This window comes from Acinetobacter lwoffii, from assembly GCF_024129355.1.
Lineage (GTDB): Bacteria > Pseudomonadota > Gammaproteobacteria > Pseudomonadales > Moraxellaceae > Acinetobacter > Acinetobacter lwoffii_I.
In genome coordinates, this window is sequence record NZ_JAMXXP010000008.1 from 18,872 (window position 1) to 36,679 (window position 17,808).

Annotated in this window: 15 protein-coding genes; 12 read left to right on the top strand and 3 right to left on the bottom strand. The window is 44.8% G+C overall.

What is annotated here, in order from left to right:
• The first annotated feature begins 162 nt into the window (after positions 1-162).
• The 4 genes from NI468_RS06340 (at position 163) to NI468_RS06355 (ending at position 3,715) form a co-directional block, all read left to right on the top strand.
• On the top strand, positions 163-1,458 hold the full coding sequence (locus NI468_RS06340) for an RNA-guided endonuclease InsQ/TnpB family protein (RefSeq protein WP_004647687.1): 1,296 nt from the start codon (positions 163-165) through the stop codon (positions 1,456-1,458).
• A gap of 178 nt (positions 1,459-1,636) precedes the next feature.
• Entirely contained in the window at positions 1,637-2,959 is a 1,323-nt protein-coding gene (locus NI468_RS06345) for a hypothetical protein (protein WP_253100863.1), read from the top strand.
• On the top strand, positions 2,940-3,227 hold the full coding sequence (locus NI468_RS06350; protein WP_004647685.1) for a chorismate mutase: 288 nt from the start codon (positions 2,940-2,942) through the stop codon (positions 3,225-3,227). Before NI468_RS06345 ends, NI468_RS06350 begins: the two co-directional genes overlap by 20 nt.
• Positions 3,228-3,535: 308 nt before the next feature.
• Positions 3,536-3,715 (top strand): hypothetical protein, encoded by a 180-nt coding sequence (locus NI468_RS06355; protein ID WP_004647684.1) that lies wholly within the window; start codon positions 3,536-3,538, stop codon positions 3,713-3,715.
• 266 nt (positions 3,716-3,981) lie between these two features.
• On the opposite strand, the gene NI468_RS06360 is transcribed toward NI468_RS06355, so the two are convergent.
• The 3 genes from NI468_RS06360 to NI468_RS06370 form a co-directional block, all read right to left on the bottom strand.
• Positions 3,982-5,277: a solute carrier family 23 protein gene (locus NI468_RS06360; protein WP_004647682.1), complete on the bottom strand. Its 1,296-nt coding sequence runs from the start codon at positions 5,275-5,277 to the stop codon at positions 3,982-3,984.
• Between the two features lie 306 nt (positions 5,278-5,583).
• Positions 5,584-8,268 (bottom strand): phosphoenolpyruvate carboxylase, encoded by a 2,685-nt coding sequence (gene ppc, locus NI468_RS06365; RefSeq protein WP_253100727.1) that lies wholly within the window; start codon positions 8,266-8,268, stop codon positions 5,584-5,586.
• 149 nt (positions 8,269-8,417) lie between these two features.
• Positions 8,418-9,041 carry a TetR/AcrR family transcriptional regulator gene (locus NI468_RS06370; RefSeq protein ID WP_253100730.1) on the bottom strand — a complete coding sequence of 208 codons (624 nt, stop codon included), beginning with the start codon at positions 9,039-9,041 and terminating at the stop codon, positions 8,418-8,420.
• A gap of 148 nt (positions 9,042-9,189) precedes the next feature.
• Here NI468_RS06370 and NI468_RS06375 point away from each other — a divergent pair, with 148 nt between their 5' ends.
• The 8 genes from NI468_RS06375 to dapB all read left to right on the top strand — a co-directional run bounded on the left by NI468_RS06375 (position 9,190) and on the right by dapB (position 17,768).
• The gene (locus NI468_RS06375; protein WP_253100734.1) at positions 9,190-10,293 is read left to right on the top strand and encodes an efflux RND transporter periplasmic adaptor subunit; all 1,104 of its coding nucleotides are present in this window, start codon (positions 9,190-9,192) and stop codon (positions 10,291-10,293) included.
• Positions 10,294-10,295: 2 nt separating this feature from the next.
• The gene (locus NI468_RS06380; protein WP_253100737.1) at positions 10,296-13,433 is read left to right on the top strand and encodes an efflux RND transporter permease subunit; all 3,138 of its coding nucleotides are present in this window, start codon (positions 10,296-10,298) and stop codon (positions 13,431-13,433) included.
• 130 nt (positions 13,434-13,563) lie between these two features.
• Complete coding sequence (locus tag NI468_RS06385; RefSeq protein ID WP_004280853.1) at positions 13,564-13,941, top strand: hypothetical protein; 378 nt, start codon at positions 13,564-13,566, stop codon at positions 13,939-13,941.
• 104 nt (positions 13,942-14,045) lie between these two features.
• Positions 14,046-15,164 carry a molecular chaperone DnaJ gene (gene dnaJ / locus NI468_RS06390; protein ID WP_071850141.1) on the top strand — a complete coding sequence of 373 codons (1,119 nt, stop codon included), beginning with the start codon at positions 14,046-14,048 and terminating at the stop codon, positions 15,162-15,164.
• Between the two features lie 608 nt (positions 15,165-15,772).
• Positions 15,773-15,988 (top strand): cold-shock protein, encoded by a 216-nt coding sequence (locus NI468_RS06395; RefSeq protein ID WP_004280856.1) that lies wholly within the window; start codon positions 15,773-15,775, stop codon positions 15,986-15,988.
• 112 nt (positions 15,989-16,100) lie between these two features.
• Positions 16,101-16,328, top strand: a complete 228-nt coding sequence (locus tag NI468_RS06400; RefSeq protein WP_253100740.1) for a hypothetical protein — start codon at positions 16,101-16,103, stop codon at positions 16,326-16,328.
• A gap of 70 nt (positions 16,329-16,398) precedes the next feature.
• Entirely contained in the window at positions 16,399-16,596 is a 198-nt protein-coding gene (locus NI468_RS06405; protein ID WP_004728908.1) for a hypothetical protein, read from the top strand.
• 350 nt (positions 16,597-16,946) lie between these two features.
• The gene (gene dapB / locus NI468_RS06410) at positions 16,947-17,768 is read left to right on the top strand and encodes a 4-hydroxy-tetrahydrodipicolinate reductase (protein ID WP_253100743.1); all 822 of its coding nucleotides are present in this window, start codon (positions 16,947-16,949) and stop codon (positions 17,766-17,768) included.
• Positions 17,769-17,808 lie beyond the last annotated feature (40 nt).

Consider the following 17,808-nt stretch of genomic DNA (forward strand, 5'->3'; position numbering starts at 1 on the left):
TGAACATTTGTTTATCTTAATCGGGCGTAAGACCCTCACCGACAGTCAGGTGGGGGATACAAGCGAGTGGCGATAGCCATATTAAAGATAATGTTTTCTTGGTTTTATTGCTTATTTTTGCTATAATTCAAACACTACAATTCTTTTATAAACAATGATTTAATGAAGATTTTACAACACTACAAGTTTAGGCTTCTGCCTAACCAAGAACAGGAAATATTGCTTAATCAAGCAATAGGTTCTGCTCGTTTTGTGTGGAATCAAATTCTCGCTAAATCATTTGAAATGTTTGCTAAAGATGAATATATTCGTTACGAAAGCATTGAAAAAAAATTAGTACCCCTTAAAAAAACACCTGAATTTTCTTTTCTTGGTCAAACATATTCAGCTTGCTTACAGCAAAAAATACGTGATCTTGCTCAAGCATGGGGTAAGTTTTACAACAAAAAAGAACAAGCTCGTTTAAAGCAAAACAAGCGGAAACCACGTAAACCCAATTTTTTTAAATTGGCTGATGGTGGTGAGATTGAGCTTAGACCACTCATGCCAAGATTCAAGAAGAAATTAGATGGTGAGCAATCTTTTAGACTTCCATTTGCAGATTGTGAGGTTATTGGTGATCGAGTTTCTTTGCCTAAAAAAACAGGTTGGATAAGATTTAAAAAATCACAAGAAATTGTTGGTAAAATCACAAGTATTACAATTAAGAAAATTTGTGGGCTTTGGTATGTTTCATTTTTTACTAACCGTGAAATCGAACAACCAATTCATCCATCAAAATCTACAATTGGTGTTGATCTTGGTATTAAGAAATTAATTACAATATCAACAGGTCAGGTATTTGACCCAATCAATAGTTTTAAAGCCAATCAAGTAAAGTTGGCTAGGCTTCAACGCAAGTTGAGAAAGAAAACCGAATTTAGTCAAAATTGGAAAAAACTTAATTTAAGGATCAATAAATTACATCATCATATTGCCAATATTCGGCATGACTACTTGCACAAAGTCACGACAACTCTCAGCAAAAACCACGCAATGATCGTAGTTGAGGACTTAAAAGTAGCCAATATGTCGAAGTCAGCCAAAGGCTCAATCGAAGAAAAAGGAAAGAATGTTAAAGCTAAATCAGGCTTAAACAAATCAATCCTAGATCAAGGTTGGTCAATGCTTGTCAATATGTTGGAGTATAAGCAACAATGGCGAGGTGGTTTACTCGTTAAGATTGACCCTAGATATACAAGTCAGACTTGTAGTTCATGCGGTCATGTTGCAAAAGAAAATAGACCTACTCAGGCTAAGTTTGAGTGTGTTAGTTGTGGTTTTAGCGAGAATGCAGATATTAACGCTTCTCGTAACATTTTAGCGGTGGGACATACCGTTTTGTCTGTCGAGGGAAGATGCGGTAAAGATCGCCCTGTGAAGCAGAAAGCAAGTGAAATCCGTGAGGAAGTCACCTAAGAGCTTTTGCTTTTAGAATCCCCCACTTGAGCTAGTCGAAAGTGGCGGGAGTATGTCAAGACTTGATATAAGTTTTTACACCATGCAGGGCTTTGGCTCTGCGATCTTAAAAATAGATTATTCTGTACAGATTCAATTTTTTGAACTGCACACCGTCATCTTTGTCGAGGCCGAACTCATGTCCCTGTTACGCCGTTGGTTTGATCCAATCCGATCGAGTTGGTTTTACCAGAAACCAATCCGTCAAACGGTGTTATCTATTCAAGATGGGCTGAGTATCCATTTAAGACTGGATGATGTGTACAGCTATCTGGCGGTACAGCAGCTGCCCCAGCTCGAAGAAATTTTAAGTCCGCAGCTCAAGCCGCTGAAAGTAATTATTTCCAGTTCGCATGCAGCCCCCCCAAATCAGATGTCTTTTGATGAATGGCAGCACTACACCCTAAATGATGCCAAGATTCTGTCAAAACAGCATCGTTTCAGTTTTCATGATACGCCGGAATTACCGAGCGCTGAGGCCTTAAAACAGGCTGAACTGATTTTGCGGCATACACCTCTGCGTGGACAAGATTTCCTGTATTTGCTGGAAGATGTTTTCCATATGCTCTGGCAAAAACAGACCGGAAAATTACGAACCCTTTATGCCATGGCCAGTCGTCATCATCAGCCACAGGACTTTCCCGAACGTATTTTTGATCAGACCCCGATTCTGGCCAGCTATTTTAATTTAGGCGGTCGCCAGTATCAGGCAGTCGATGACCTGTTGCGTCTGACCCGGCGTCTGGAGCAGCAAAAACTGCTGACCGGTAATCCGATTTTTATGATCGATCACATTGAATGGCGTGAGCATCTGATCAGTGATGCTGAAGAGCTGAACGAGATCCAGTCGATGGATCCGGAACTGGACTTGTATCTCGCGCTGGAAGATCCGATTTCCTGGCTGCTCCTAGCTTACATCAAGGAAGAACTGGCGGATTATTATAATATCCAGCTGAATGTTTATCCCTTGTCCTATCGTGGACGAGATGACTTTGACTGGAGTCTGGCCACACGTTTATCCAAACGGACTGACGTAGAATTTACCCCGTTCTGCCGACCGACCGAGCAGGCGATCGCGCCAATGGCACAGTTATTTTATAGCTGTCCCGAGGAGCAGCGGATTGAGGCGATGTACCAGATCTTGCAGGCCGTCTGGACCCGTGGTGAAGACCTGTCTTATGCACCCCATTTCAAGCATTTGCAGCAACAGTTAAATATTGTAGATCTGACCCAGGACGATATTCTGGCCAAGCTGCAGGACAATGATATGCTGTGTGAAATGAAGTCGCAGCCGAATTTTCCGGTACTGGAACTGCGCATAGATGATCAAAGTTATACATTTAATAGCTTATATCGGGTCTGGATGATTGAAAGTATTTTCAGTAATGTGTTAGAAGAAAAGTATAAGAGTAATAATCAAACTGAAAGTGAACTGAAAAAACATGGAAAAGATCAAAGCTGAATCACTAGAACATGCACGTCAACAGATCGATGCCATTGATACAGCTTTAGTTGAGCTGATCGCTGCGCGTCAATTTTATGTTGATCAAACCACCCGTTTCAAAAAAACCGAAACCGATTTGCAGTCACCAGAACGTATGGAACAGATTGTAGAAAATGTTAGGGCATTGGCGCAAAAGCAGGGCCTCGATCAGGAGTTTATTGAACATCTATACCGTGAAATGTTCCAATACTTTATTCAACGTGAACTGAAAGAGTTTCGTCCTTAAACGGGCTCATTTCAGTTCAACTACGCCGGACGATCTTCAAGCTATGCAGGAGATCTTGCTGTAGCCATGGCGATTTTTAAGCACAACATCGCCTTTTTGCAAAAATAATTTATCCATAAAAAGCCCATTCAGCCAAGTGCCTAAAGCCTTGCCTGGACGGGCTTTGCACGGTTTTATAGAAATTATGGTAAAAAAAATAAATTGATTTTATTAAATATTTTTACAATGTAAGTTTGATTTAATTTAAAAAGTATATATATTGTATATACATCTTTTGCAAAGCAGTCTTTATTTTGGAGAGATAAGCAATGAGCGAGAAAATCAAAAAAATAAAGACAGGCAAGAAAGATGGACAACTTTTAATTCGTATTCAGAGTACGGAGCGTGATGAATTTATTCGTCTCTGCGAAGAACTGGATACTAGTGCTGCTCGTGAATTAAGAAAATTTATTCGTGGTTTTGTGAAACAACACAAGCCTAACGAATAGCCTTACTAGGGAGTAATACCATGGCTAAGCAAGTTAAATCTTTAAAGCAAGAAATCAAAGCACGTTTGAAAAAGATTTCAAAACATAAAGGCAAATTGAAGCAACTGAAGCAAGCGCTTAAAAAACAGAAATAAGCCAACGCGAATCAATTGCCAGTCACTTAAAACAGTTCATTCTAGACAGACTGTTTTAGGCTACAAAAAAGACCGAACATATATGTTCGGTCTTTTTGCTTGCAACAGGCTGTGCCCAGTCATCGCTGAATTTTATTTTTTATCGACCAGACTGAAGAACCAGTTTAAGAACAGGGCTGCAAACGTTGCCGTACCAATACCACCTAGATTGAAGCTACCAAAAGTCAGGGCAAAATCACCCGTACCTAAAATAATGGTCACCGCAGCCACCATCAGGTTCTTGTTCTGCGAAAAATCGACCTTGTTCTCAATCCAGATTTTGGCACCAGCAATAGTAATCAAACCAAAGACTATAATCGAAGCACCGGTCAGAATCGCCGTTGGAATAGTATGAATCACCGCACCAAACTTAGGCGATAAACCCAGGAACACAGCAAAGACACCCGCGACTGCAAAGATGATGGTCGAGTAAACCCGTGTCACGGCCATTACACCAATGTTTTCACCATAGGTGGTCATACCCGGCGCACCCACACCACCGGCTAAAGTGGTTGCAATACCATCTGCTACAAAGGCTTTACCAATATGCGGATCCAGGTTTTCACCGGTCATCGCGCCTACGGCTTTAATATGGCCCAGATTTTCTGCCACCAGAATCAAGGCAACTGGTGCGATGATCAGCATGGCATTGACTTCAAAGGTCGGTGCATGGAAGGTCGGTAAACCGAACCAGGCTGCTTGCTGGATTGGCAGGAAATTAATCGCAGTGCCATAACCCATGACATTGCTGAGCATGAAATAGATCAGATAGGCCAGTAACAGACCGACCAATAATAGCAGGCGTTGCAGCAGGCCTTTGGTAAAGACGGCAATCGAGCCCATGCACATCACGGTAACGAGAGACATCCACATATTAAAGGTGTTGCCCATGACGCTTTTAACCGTGACTGGAGCAAGGTTCAGGCCAATGATCATCACCACGGCACCGGTCACTACCGGTGGCATCAGCTTTTCGATCCAGCGGGTGCCCGTCGCCATGACCAGAAAGCCCATCAGCGCATAGAAGATGCCACATGCGATAATCCCGCCTGCTGCAACGCCAATATTCGGATTCAGTCCGCCACCACCCGCATAACCAGTTGCTGCGATGACCACACCAATAAAGGCAAAGCTTGAACCTAGATAACTTGGAACCCGGCCACCGGTGATTAAAAAGAACAGGATGGTACAGATCCCTGACATTAAAATTGCCAGGTTTGGATCAAAGCCCATTAAAAAAGGTGCCAGTACGGTTGCGCCAAACATGGCAAAGGCATGCTGTACACCCAAAACTACCGTTTGTGCGGGTGGCAAATACTCTGCGGTACCTACTGGTCGTGCATCGATACTGCCCTCATACGGGCGCCATTTGGGAAACCAACTGGACATAAAATGAGCACTCAAAAGATAAATTGTGCACATCATACTCCGGTTTTTTGGAAGTTTTAATCACTCCTTTCAACTTTTTGTTCAAGTTAATTCATTGACTTTTATTTATTTTTTATCAATTGGTAAATATTTTTAATATAAAAGTAGCGTTAAATCAGTGGATTAATCATATAGCTATGCTTAAAATTCACTCATAAAGATTTGTTATTTTAGTTATAAAAAATACGATGCAGTGAGTGGTTTTGGCCAATTCATGTACAAAAAAAGCACATCACCAGGATGTGCTTTGAATGCGAGGGCGAAAAATCAGCCGGTATTACGTAAACCGGCTGCAATGCCGGCAATGCTGACCATTAAGGCATGATCGACCGGGGTATTTTCAGCCTGCTGCTGTTCCAGATATAAACGGCGACGTTTCATCAGTTCAGCTTGCAGTAAGTGCAGCGGTAACAAATAGGGTTTACGTACTTTCATCGACTGATCCAGTACACCGTTACTGCTCAGGAGTTTCGATTCGCCTTTTAAGCTCAACAGGGTTTGTACAGCATCCTGCAAACGCTGACGCAGTTCTGTTCCCAGAACTTTAAGATCTTCATCCTGAGTCAAATGCGATTCATAATATAGCGCCACATTGGCATCGGCTTTGGACAGTACCATTTCCAGCATATCAATCAGGGTCTGAAAATACGGCCACTCTGCCAGCATCTCATCCAGTACCGTGCGTTGTCCCTGATCCAGTACCGCATTTAATGCAGCACCGGTACCGAGCCAGGCCGGTAACATCAGGCGAATCTGGGTCCAGGCAAAGACCCAGGGAATCGCTCGCAGTGATTCAATCCCACCACTGACTTTACGTTTCGCCGGCCGTGAACCCAGTGGCAGCATTTGCAGTTCAAGTTCTGGCGTGACGGTACGCAGGTATTTCACAAAATGCGGATTTTCCCGGACGGTCTGGCGATAGACCTGCACCGATAGCTCGGTCATTTGATGCATCAAGTCGCGCCATTCCTGTTTGGGTTCAGGTGGCGGGAGTAAGGTCGCTTCCAGTGTTGCAGCGGTATAAATTTCCAGATTCTGCAGGGCGATTTCTTCCAGACCGAATTTGAAACGGATCATTTCGCCCTGTTCAGTCACCCGGATCGCACCTGAAATCGACCCTGGCGGTTGAGAGAAGAGTGCCTGCTGGGTTGGCGCACCGCCACGGCTAATTGAACCGCCACGACCATGGAACAGGGTCAATTGCACGCCATGTTGCTGGGCGATCGCCGTCAATTCTTCTTGGGCACGATACTGTGCCCAGTTGGCCGACATAAAACCGGCATCCTTGGCAGAATCCGAATAACCAATCATCACTTCATGCTTGCCCTGAATATGCTGTTTGTACCAGTGCATATTGAACAGGGTCGACATGGTTGCGGCTGCGCCATCTAGATCTTTCAGGGTTTCAAAGAGAGGGACAACCCGTAGCGCCTGCTTGATGCCGGCTTCTTTCTGTAGCAATAAAACCGCCAGCACATCACTTGGATATTCCGCCATCGAGATGATATAAGCACCCAGAGATTCGCTCGGTTGCTCGGCTAGCGTACGCATGGTGGCAAACACTTCCTGTACATCCGGATGTTCAATCAGGCTGCCTGCTGGCTCATTCAGATGTTTTGGCAGCAACGGACGTTTGCTTTGCAGCTCTTGCAGTAAAAAGTTTTGCCGTGCCTGTTCAGTCCAGGTTTCAAAATTCCCCAGTCCTAAATATTCGGTAATCGCAGAAATCGCCTGACGGTGACGACCCGATTCCTGGCGGATATCTAGTTTTAGCAGTTCGATCCCAAAACTGTTGACCCGGTAAATAAAGTCCAGCAGGCTGCCATTGGCAATTTCGGCCAGATTGCAGTCCATCAGTGAACGGTAGCAGGTCAGGAGCGGTTGTAAAAGTTCATCTTTACTTTTAATCACCAGACTGTCATCGGCATCATTGCCTTTTAATTTTTCTGCCAGCCAGTGACGGGTGGCTTTCAGGCGGGTACGGGTATCACGTAAATATTCACGATAAGGTTCAGGATGGGGCTGGCCCAAGGCTTCAGAAATTTCCGGACTGCATTGCTGAATGGACAGTTCCCAGCGCAGGTTTTCAATATCGCGTACATAAAGGTCGGCTGCTTTCCAGCGCGACAGCCACAGTACTTCCTGAGTAACGGTGTGGGTGACATTCGGGTTGCCATCACGGTCACCACCCATCCATGAGGCAAAACGTACGGGTGCGACATCTAAGGGCAGGTTCTGGCCACATTGTGCTTGGACCATGCCATTGAGTTCGCGGATAAATTTCGGTACTGCATTCCATAAGGTCTGCTCAATAGTGGTAAAGCCCCATTTGGCTTCATCAATCGGAGTTGGGCGATGCTGACGGATTTCATCGGTTTGCCAGGCGGAGCTGATCAGCTGTTTCAGGTCGGCCAGGACTGCCTGACGTTCACGTGGAGTCAGTTTCTGCTGGTCAAATTTGGACAGGGCATTATTGATACCGTCATATTTTTGAATCAGGGTACGGCGGCTGACTTCTGTGGGATGCGCGGTCAGAACCAGTTCAATTTTCAGTTCACAGATTTGCTGATACAGCGTATCGGCAGAAATCTCCTGCTGTTTAAATTTTTCAAATAAAGGCACCAGAGGATTGGGCGATTCTGCAGTGTCATCAAACTCGCTCTGACGGCGACGACGTACCACATGATATTGTTCGGCAATATTGGCAAAGTTTAAAAAGTGGGTAAAGGCGCGGGTCAGCGGCAGGATTTCTGCATCTTCCAGACTCAAAAATAGTTGTTCCAGTTGTTTTTCTGCTTCGACCTGTCCATCGCGAGCGCCTTTGGATAGGGCACGGATCTGCTCGATCTGATTAAACAAATCCTGCCCGGCATGTAATTTTAAGGTTTCCCCAAGCAAATTACCCAGTAAGCGTACGTCTTCGCGTAGTGGTGCATCAATCTGTTGAATCATTTTTTATTCCCTCACATGCATGCTTTGACTATACCGCGACTGCATGACAATCCAAGTCCCCTAGAGACAAAAGTTGCAGAGCATTGGCTGCTTTTTTAGCAAATTTTAGGCCACATATGGTTATCGGTGCTCGATCCTGAGAGAAGGCTTTAATCAGGCAGAGCATATTTCAGCATAAACAGTTCAATGGCCTCGCTAATGATCTGTTGCTGTTCTGCGCTTGAAGGGGGAGGGCTGAGACCCAGCAGGATTTTCTGATGACGGGTTCCGGTCAGCAGGGACACGATCAGCTCGGTCTGTTTTTCTGGAAGATCGACCTGAATAAAGCTGTACTGTTGGGCCAGAGCAAAGAAATCATTCCAGACTGCATCCAGTTTGCTATGCAAGGCCTGATAAAACTGTTCTGCCAGAGGACTTTGCTGCGATGCCAGTTCCATCAGTAGCAGGTCCAGCTTGATCGCTTCTGGTAAATGAATAATATTTAAAGCGCGCTGACAGGCCTGATAAAACTCCTGCGCAAAGTCACTGCTCGGCTGCAAGAGCTGAGGATGTTCATGCAGAATGGCTTCACAGGTATCCTCAATCGCACAGCTAAACAGGGTCGCCTTGTCCTGAAAATGGTTATACACCGTCAGCTTGGTCACACCTGCCTCACGTGCAATCTGGTTCATGCTGGAGGCATGATAGCCATGCGCTAAAAACAGCGCTTTGGCCACACTCAGGATGCGCTGACGCTTTTCCAGATCCTTGGGTCGTCCTACAGGTATTTGCACAATTTTTTCCAAAAAAAGTCACCACGGTCATTGCTTTGAAGCTTGAGTTTTAATTAGTGTACCGGGTGGCATATTAATTAAAAAACAAGCAATTCAATATATCAGCATAGTTTGCCCTAAAAAAGACGATCAGATAAGAGCGAATAAGATGAGCAGGATTTACAGCGTATTGGCTGGCATGGTGGTGCTTTGCAGCGTGACCTTAAGCGGGTGCAGCAAAGATACTGCTGCAGCAGAACAGGAAGTTCCCTTTGTCATGGTGGCCACACCCACCTCTTCACGGCATGAATTAAAAAGTTATGCTGGTGATGTGCAGGCGCGCCAGCAAACGGCGCTGGCATTTCGGGTGGCTGGACAGGTGACCCAGCGCTTCGCCGATGTGGGTGACCAGGTCAAAGTCGGGCAAGTCCTGGCAACTCTGGATGTCAAAGATGCCCAGCTGCAGCTGAATGCAGCACGTGCCCAGCTGGAAAGTGCGCAGTCTGCCACTAAGATTGCTCAGGATGAATTACAACGTTTCAAGCAGTTATTGCCATCCAATGCCGTGAGCCGCTCACAATATGATGCGATCGAAAACCAGTACAAGACCGCCCTGTCAAATCTGAAGCAGGCACAATCCAATTATGATACCGCTAAAAACCAGACTGCTTATAACCAGCTGACTGCCACCAAAGACGGCGTGATCACTGCACGCAATATTGAAACAGGACAGGTGGTCGCAGCCGGGCAAGCGGTATATGAGTTAGCCATTTCCGGTGAGCGTGAAGTGGTGATTGGCGTGCCGGAACAGGCCATTTCAGAGGTCAAGGTCGGACAGCCTGCCACTGTGACTTTATGGTCCAAACCAGAAGAAAAATTTAGTGCCTTTGTCCGTGAAATATCACCAGCCGCAGACCAATCGAGAACATTTAGAGTAAAAGTCTCACTGCGCGAAGGCAATGCTCAGATCCAGCTCGGACAAAGTGCCCGGGTGTTTTTCCAGCACAGCCGGGACAATAGGCTCAGTGTACCGCTGTCCAGTGTCTCAGCCACAGATCAACAAGCCTATGTGATGCTGGTCAAGCCGGATCATACTGTACACAAAGTCCCGGTGACTTTAGGGGCTTATGGTCGCGATAGCGTACCGGTACTCAGTGGCCTGAAAGCGGAAGATTATGTGGTGATTGGCGGCGTACATTTGCTGCGTGACCAGCAAAAAATCAATCCGATTAATCGTGAAAACCGTCCTGTGACCGTTCAGGCAGGGAGTTAAATATGAACTTTAACCTGTCGGAATGGGCCTTAAAGAATAAGGGCCTAGTACTGTATTTTATGATCCTGCTCGGGCTGATTGGCATCGTGTCCTATTCCCAGCTGTCGCAAAGTGAAGATCCGCCGTTTACCTTTAAAGTGATGGTCATTCAGACCTACTGGCCGGGTGCCAGTGCCAAAGAAGTGTCCTTACAGGTCACGGATCGGATTGAAAAGGAACTGATGACCACGGGGCAATATGACCGCATCATGGCCTATTCGCGTCCGGGGGAATCCATGGTGACCTTTATTGCCAAGGATTCTCTGGCTTCGAAAGATGTGGCCGATGTCTGGTATAACGTGCGCAAGAAAGTCAGCGATATCCGGCATGAATTGCCGCAAGGAGTACAAGGCCCATTCTTTAATGATGAATTCGGCGATACCTTTGGCAATATCTATGTGCTCAAAGGCAAAGACTTCGATTATGCGACCCTCAAGGAATACGCCGACCGTTTGCAGCTACAACTGCAACGGGTCAAAGATGTCGCCAAAGTCGATTTAATCGGCCTGCAAGACCAGAAAATCTGGATTGAGATTTCCAATACCAAAGCTATCCAGCTCGGAGTTCCAGTCAGCGCCATTCAGCAGGCTTTGCAGCAGCAAAATGCCATGACCCATGCCGGTTTTTTTGAAACCGGTTCAGACCGGATTCAGGTTCGGGTCAGCGGTGCCTTAAACAGTATTGAAGAATTACAGCAACTGCCACTTTTGATAAATGGCAAAACCATTCAGCTGGGAGATGTCGCTGAGATCTATCGTGGCTTTAGTGATCCGGCCCAACCCCGGATGCGTTTTATGGCTGAAAATGGCATTGGGATTGCCGTGTCCATGCGCAAAGGCGGCGATATTCTGGCACTGGGCAAACATCTGGAACAGGAATTTGCCCGTCTGCAAAAAACCTTGCCCCTCGGCATGGAGTTGCAAAAAGTCTCCGATCAGCCAGTGGCAGTCAAACGCAGCATTAACGAATTTATGAAAGTGCTGGCAGAGGCAGTAATTATTGTGCTGCTGGTCAGTTTCTTCTCGCTGGGTTTTCGTACCGGACTGGTGGTGGCCTTTTCGATTCCGCTAGTATTGGCCATGACCTTTGCCGGCATGCATTTATTTGATGTCGGCCTGCATAAAATTTCCTTGGGTGCCCTGATTCTGGCACTCGGTCTTCTGGTCGATGATGCGATTATTGCCATTGAAATGATGGCGATTAAAATGGAGCAGGGCTATAGCCGGCTTGAAGCGGCAGGCTTTACCTGGAAAACCACTGCCTTTCCAATGCTGACCGGCACCCTGATTACCGCCGCCGGATTTTTACCGATTGCTACAGCAGCATCGAGTACCGGTGAATATACCCGTTCTATTTTTCAGGTGGTCACGATTGCACTGCTGATGTCCTGGATTGCCGCGGTGTTATTTGTGCCTTATCTGGGCGATAAATTGCTGCCCAATTTCAACAAAGACTTGATACAAAAAGCGCCGTGGTATCAGCGCCTTTGGGCGCGTTTGCGCAAGCAGCCCGAACCTCAGCCGGTCGTGCATCATGCCGGCGAACAGCATGACCCTTATCAAACCCGGTTTTATCAAGGTTTTCGCCGTTGGGTAAATACCTGCGTGACCTATCGTAAGACCGTGATTACAGCAACGGTAGGAATTTTTATTCTCTCCATTTTAATGTTTAAGCTGGTGCCACAGCAATTTTTCCCGCCCTCGAATCGGGCTGAAATTCTGGTGGATCTCAAACTCGAAGAAGGCGCCTCTCTGAAAGCCACCGAAGCTGCGGTGAAAAAAGTTGAAGCCTTTTTGTCGAAACAGCAGGGCATTGATAACTATGTGGCCTATGTCGGAATTGGTTCTCCGCGTTTCTATTTACCGCTGGATCAGCAGCTGCCGCAAACCAGTTTTGCCCAGTTTGTGGTGCTGGCATCCTCTTTGGAAGATCGTAACGAAATCCGTCAATCCTTGAGTGACCAGATTCGGCTGTTATTACCGGAAGTCCGTACCCGGGTGTCCCTGCTGGAAAATGGCCCTCCAGTCGGTTATCCATTGCAGTTCCGGGTCTCTGGTGAAGATCTGGGACTGGTTCGTGAATGGGCGCAGAAAGTCGCCGCAACCGTGGGCGAAAATCCGAATACCACCAATGTACATCTAGACTGGGGTGAGCCGAGCAAAGTCATCAAACTGGAGATCGATCAGGATCGTGCCCGTCAGTTGGGCGTGACTAGCAGCGAACTGGCCAATGTGCTGAACAGCTCGATTTTGGGGGCCGGCATTGATCAGTATCGGGAAAAGCGTGAACTGATTGAAATCCGTTTACGTGGTGCGCAGGCTGAACGCGTTGATGTCGCTTCTTTAAGCAGTCTGGCGATACCGACGTCACGTGGTACTTCGGTACCGTTGGCACAGCTTGCCAACATTGAATATAGCTTTGAAGAAGGCTTGATCTGGCATCGGAATCGTTTACCGACCATCACTGTGCGTGCCGATATTCGCACGGCCTTACAGCCGGCCACTGTGGTGAATGAATTACACGATTCACTGCACCAACTTCGAGCTGAGTTGCCGAATGGCTATCTGCTGGAAGTCGGCGGTACGGTCGAAGAATCCGCGCGTGGACAGAACTCGGTCAATGCTGGCATGCCTTTATTCCTGGCGGTAGTGATGACCCTGTTAATGATTCAGCTCAAGAGCATCTCACGGGCCTTTATTGTGTTCCTGACCGCGCCTTTAGGCATTATCGGAGTGGTGTTATTCCTGTTACTTTTCAATAAACCTTTCGGTTTTGTGGCCATGCTTGGGACGATTGCGCTTTCTGGAATGATCATGCGAAATTCCCTGATTCTGATTGACCAGATCGAGCAAGATATTCAGGCCGGAGAATCCCCATGGGATGCCATTATCAATGCCACAGTCCGCCGTTGTCGCCCGATTGTATTGACCGCATTGGCCGCAGTTTTAGCCATGATTCCCTTGTCCCGCAGTATTTTTTTCGGGCCGATGGCAGTGGCAATTATGGGTGGTTTAATTGTGGCGACACTTCTGACCCTGTTTTTCCTGCCTGCCTTATATGCACAATGGTTTAAAGTGAAAAAAAGTTTAAATTCTGTTTAAAATTGTCATAATTTCAGGTGCGAAATATTGAAATTTTCAATATAGTAGCAGCTGAGATTTTTATAATTTAAAAAAATAAGTAACTACTGCATTGGCCGAACTGCCAATCCGGTAATGAGGTTAAACCAACATGACTCAAACTACATTAACCAAGATGCGACGTTCCGTAGCGATGGCTTATGTCTTCATGTTTTTGGCCTTATTTACGCTATTTAGTGGACTTTTTGCCTACTGGTTGGCCCGTAAAGTGACACAAGTCGATTATGCCGAAGTCTGGTTACAGGCGCAGGCCTTGTGGATCATGCGAAATATCGTGATTTATACCATTTTGGCGCTCTTTGCTGCGCTGTGGTTTATTCCGCTGTTTTTCTTTGCCTGGGACAGCCAGTTATGGGTCAAAGCCTGTGTCGTGACCGGGGTGATTTTCAGCTTTATTGCCTTTATTTTCCTGCTCAATGCCTGGTTTAAAGGCCTGCATAAATTCTCTCAAAATAAAGCTGTGTTCTAAAGCATATAATTTTTTTCATATTTCCCCTTGTAAAATCAGGTTTGACCCCAATTTCAGACCTCAGTTGAATATTAAACAAAATTCCGTGAGGAGCATCGCCAGACATGGCTAAACGTGATTATTATGAGGTTTTGGGCGTCGCTAAAACCGCTAGTGATGATGAAATCAAAAAAGCCTACCGTAAGTTGGCGATGAAATATCATCCAGACCGTAACCCGGACAATGCTGAAGCTGAAGATAAATTTAAAGAAGCAGCAGAAGCCTATGAAGTGCTGTCTGATGGTGAAAAGCGCAGCATGTACGACCGTATGGGCCATCAGGCCTTTGAAGGGGGTATGGGCGGCGGTGGCGGCTTCGGCGGTGGTTTCAGCGCAGAAGATATTTTCAGCCAGTTCGGTGATATTTTCGGTGGTGCTTTCGGCGGCGGTGGTGGTCGTGGCCAGCAACGCGCGCGCCGTGGTTCTGACTTACGCTATGTGATGGAACTGACCCTGGAAGAAGCGGTCAAAGGCGTCAAGAAAACCATTACCTTTACTGCACCGGCACCGTGTGATGCCTGTGATGGTAAGGGTTCAAAAAATCCAAATGATGTGGAAACCTGCCGTACCTGTCATGGTGCCGGTCAAGTGCGTATGCAGCAAGGTTTCTTCTCGGTACAGCAAACCTGTAGCACCTGTCGTGGTCAGGGCAAGATCATCAAGAACCCATGTAATAAATGTCATGGTTCGGGTGTGTCGGATCGTCAGCAAACTCTGGAAGTCACTATTCCTGCAGGTGTCGACAATGGCGACCGCGTACGCTTGACTGGTAAGGGTGAAGCAATCCGTGACGGTCAGTCAGGTGACTTGTACGTAGAAGTGGTGGTGCGTGAGCACGAAATCTTCCAGCGTGATGGTGCTGACCTGTATATGGATGTGCCGGTTTCAATCGCCGATGCAGCCTTAGGTAAGGAAGTTCAGATTCCTACGCTGGATGGCCGTGTTAGTCTGAAAATTCCGGAAGGTACGCAAACAGGTAAACTGTTCCGCTTACGTGGTAAGGGTGTTAAACCGGTACGTACCAGCATGCAAGGTGACTTGCTGTGCCGTATTGTGGTGGAAACTCCAGTGAATTTAACTGCACGTCAACGTGAATTGTTGAAAGAACTGCAAGAAACCATGGATGGTGAAGACAGCAAATCCTCACCAAAGAAAAAATCATTCTTTGATCGCTTGTTTGATTAATTGAGTGAAAGTAAAAAAGGACGCTGAGGCGTCCTTTTTTATTATGTAGATAAGATACTCTAGATTAGAAGATGCTATTTATTGTTTGATAGGTATCGCTTAAACATAAAAACCGCCTAAAAAGCGGTTTCTGTTTTTATATTTGATTATCTAAATAGAAAGTATGAGTCCAAATTTGGAGGGTGATAGATATTTTGTAATTGAGAAAAAAGCATCATTCCCGAAATTAAAAAGGCCAATATTATTATTACAGAGCTATATAATCGCATTCATTACTTATCAAATTTACCAGTACAGCAGATTACTCTTATTTTGTTATCATGACAATGAAAGCTTAATCTTATTGAAATCACTATGAATTTTTAGAATTTTATTTTTCAATAAATAAAATAAATATATATATAAGAAAACTTGATTAATTAAATTTTTCGTGTATAGTTAACTTAACTAGAAAAAAGTCTTGTTTCGGTAAATCTTCTTTAAGTATCGTAGTTTTAGTCATAATCCTTCGTTTTTTTTCAGATTTTAAGTCTCATTCTTTATTATTTCAAAGTTATATTCAGTCAATAAATTGACTAAAAATTATTAAAAAATTAGTAGGATATATTATGTCAAACTCAAATGTTGTTAAAGGTACTGTAAAGTGGTTCAACGAAACTAAAGGTTTTGGTTTTATTCAACAAGAATCAGGTCCAGATGTTTTTGCTCATTTCAGCGAAATCGCCAGTTCAGGTTTTAAAACCTTAATGGAAGGCCAACTGGTTGAATTCAGTGTAGCTCAAGGTCAAAAAGGACCGAATGCTGTAAATATTGTTGCTATCTAAGCAAGAATAAACAGTAAAAAAAAGCACTTAATAAGTGCTTTTTTTATCGTTCAAAATTTAATTTTAAGTTATTTTCAAAATTGGAAAAATCTTTAGAAAAACAGGATTCAAGTTGTTAAAAATAAATGATTTAATTGCAAAATCTAAAAATGGTACTGAAATTATTGTTTCGTTAATTCCTCTCAATAAAATGCAAAATACACGTCAGGGTTTAAAAAGAATTGAAGTGGGTAAAAGAGTTCTTCTTTCCTCTGGAGTTGAGGTGGATTTAAACTTAGATGGTCGTAAATTCTATACTTCTCTAAATCAATTATTTAAGCTAAATCATAAAGTTATTTAAAGATAAAATTAACAAACATCAAATTTTTAGTGGATATTTTGCCACTTTAACTATTATTAAAGGTATAGATATGCTTAAACAAAGTATCAGTGTAAAGGATCAGTTTGGGGCTCAACAGGCTATTCAAGCAACAGTCGATCATCATTTTTCTAAAACACAATCTCATTCCAATATAAAACATATCACTGTAGATGGTGAAGATATTCGTCCCAGTTTTGAAATGTGCTTTCAAAGTACCTTAAGTGGAAAAATTTTCAAAATCGTATAGATCATTCCTAAGTGACTTAGGTTCATCGCTTCAGTGAGAGATAAGCTGAGCTGAATTGAAAGACAATAAAAACTCTAGACGATCCTAATCTGCCCCCGAAGCTTGAATGTTCTTCATCTGATTTGAAAGCTGCTTTTTGAAGAGGGTTAGGTTCATGCGTGCTATTGATCCATATCCGACGACCTGGATGAGATCTAGCCCATAATTCCAAAGACCGGATTGAAACTCTTATCAATATCAGTGATTTCGATCTTTGAGTATTTTCATTGATTTTTATGCAATGCATCTTAGTGTTATTCCACAGTTTTGCTATAGTAAGAGCAATTTTGGATCAACATCAGGACTATGTTATGTCAGCTACACCACGCATTGGGATCTTGGGTGCAGGCGGTCGTATGGGGCGTATCCTTATTCAGGCTGTGCATGAAGCAGGTTATCAATTGGCGGCTGCGGTAGAACGCCCTGAAAGTACACTATTAGGCGCAGATGCTGGCGAACTTGCCGGAATTGGCGCAACAGGTGTTAAGGTCGTGGGTAGCCTTACCGATGTAGTCAAAGACTGTGATGTCGTGATTGATTTCACTGCGCCAGCAGCGACCGTCAATCATCTGAAAATCTGCCGTGAAGCCGGTGTTGCCATCGTGATTGGTACGACGGGTATGAATGACGAGCAAAAAGCCTATCTCGATCAATCTGCGACAGAAACTCCTGTAGTTTATGCAGCAAACTATTCAGTGGGTGTGAACGTCTCGATCAAACTGCTTGAACTGGCCTCTAAAGTTTTTGGTGATACGGTTGATATCGAAGTGATTGAAGCACATCACCGTCATAAAGTAGATGCGCCATCGGGTACAGCTTTGATGTGGGGTGAGGCGATTGCGGAAACTTTGGGTCGTGACTTAAAAGAAGATGCAGTGTATTGCCGTGAAGGTCATACTGGTCCGCGTGAGCGTAAGAGTATTGGCTTCCAGACCATTCGCGGTGGCGATATTGTCGGTGAACATACTGCAATGTTTATTGCCGATGGGGAATGTGTGGAAATTACTCATAAAGCGACTAACCGCATGAACTTTGCTTCTGGTGCGGTACGTGCTGCAGCTTGGGTCGTCGGCCGTGAAGCGCGTAAATATGATATGAAGGACGTGCTTGGTTTTAACGATATTCAGGTTTAAAACCGAGTCAAAATCATTTATAAAAAAGTATAAAACTAAA

Bases quoted from the DNA above. Each gene is read 5' to 3' on its own strand.
- NI468_RS06375 (WP_253100734.1), top strand. From the start codon at position 9,190: ATGAGCAGGATTTACAGCGTATTGGCTGGCATGGTGGTGCTTTGCAGC.
- NI468_RS06380 (WP_253100737.1), top strand. From the start codon at position 10,296: ATGAACTTTAACCTGTCGGAATGGGCCTTAAAGAATAAGGGCCTAGTA.
- NI468_RS06360 (WP_004647682.1), bottom strand. From the start codon at position 5,277: ATGTCCAGTTGGTTTCCCAAATGGCGCCCGTATGAGGGCAGTATCGAT.
- dnaJ (WP_071850141.1), top strand. From the start codon at position 14,046: ATGGCTAAACGTGATTATTATGAGGTTTTGGGCGTCGCTAAAACCGCT.
- NI468_RS06405 (WP_004728908.1), top strand. From the start codon at position 16,399: ATGCTTAAACAAAGTATCAGTGTAAAGGATCAGTTTGGGGCTCAACAG.
- NI468_RS06345 (WP_253100863.1), top strand. From the start codon at position 1,637: ATGTCCCTGTTACGCCGTTGGTTTGATCCAATCCGATCGAGTTGGTTT.
- NI468_RS06350 (WP_004647685.1), top strand. From the start codon at position 2,940: ATGGAAAAGATCAAAGCTGAATCACTAGAACATGCACGTCAACAGATC.
- ppc (WP_253100727.1), bottom strand. From the start codon at position 8,268: ATGATTCAACAGATTGATGCACCACTACGCGAAGACGTACGCTTACTG.
- NI468_RS06340 (WP_004647687.1), top strand. From the start codon at position 163: ATGAAGATTTTACAACACTACAAGTTTAGGCTTCTGCCTAACCAAGAA.
- NI468_RS06355 (WP_004647684.1), top strand. From the start codon at position 3,536: ATGAGCGAGAAAATCAAAAAAATAAAGACAGGCAAGAAAGATGGACAA.
- NI468_RS06395 (WP_004280856.1), top strand. From the start codon at position 15,773: ATGTCAAACTCAAATGTTGTTAAAGGTACTGTAAAGTGGTTCAACGAA.
- dapB (WP_253100743.1), top strand. From the start codon at position 16,947: ATGTCAGCTACACCACGCATTGGGATCTTGGGTGCAGGCGGTCGTATG.
- NI468_RS06385 (WP_004280853.1), top strand. From the start codon at position 13,564: ATGACTCAAACTACATTAACCAAGATGCGACGTTCCGTAGCGATGGCT.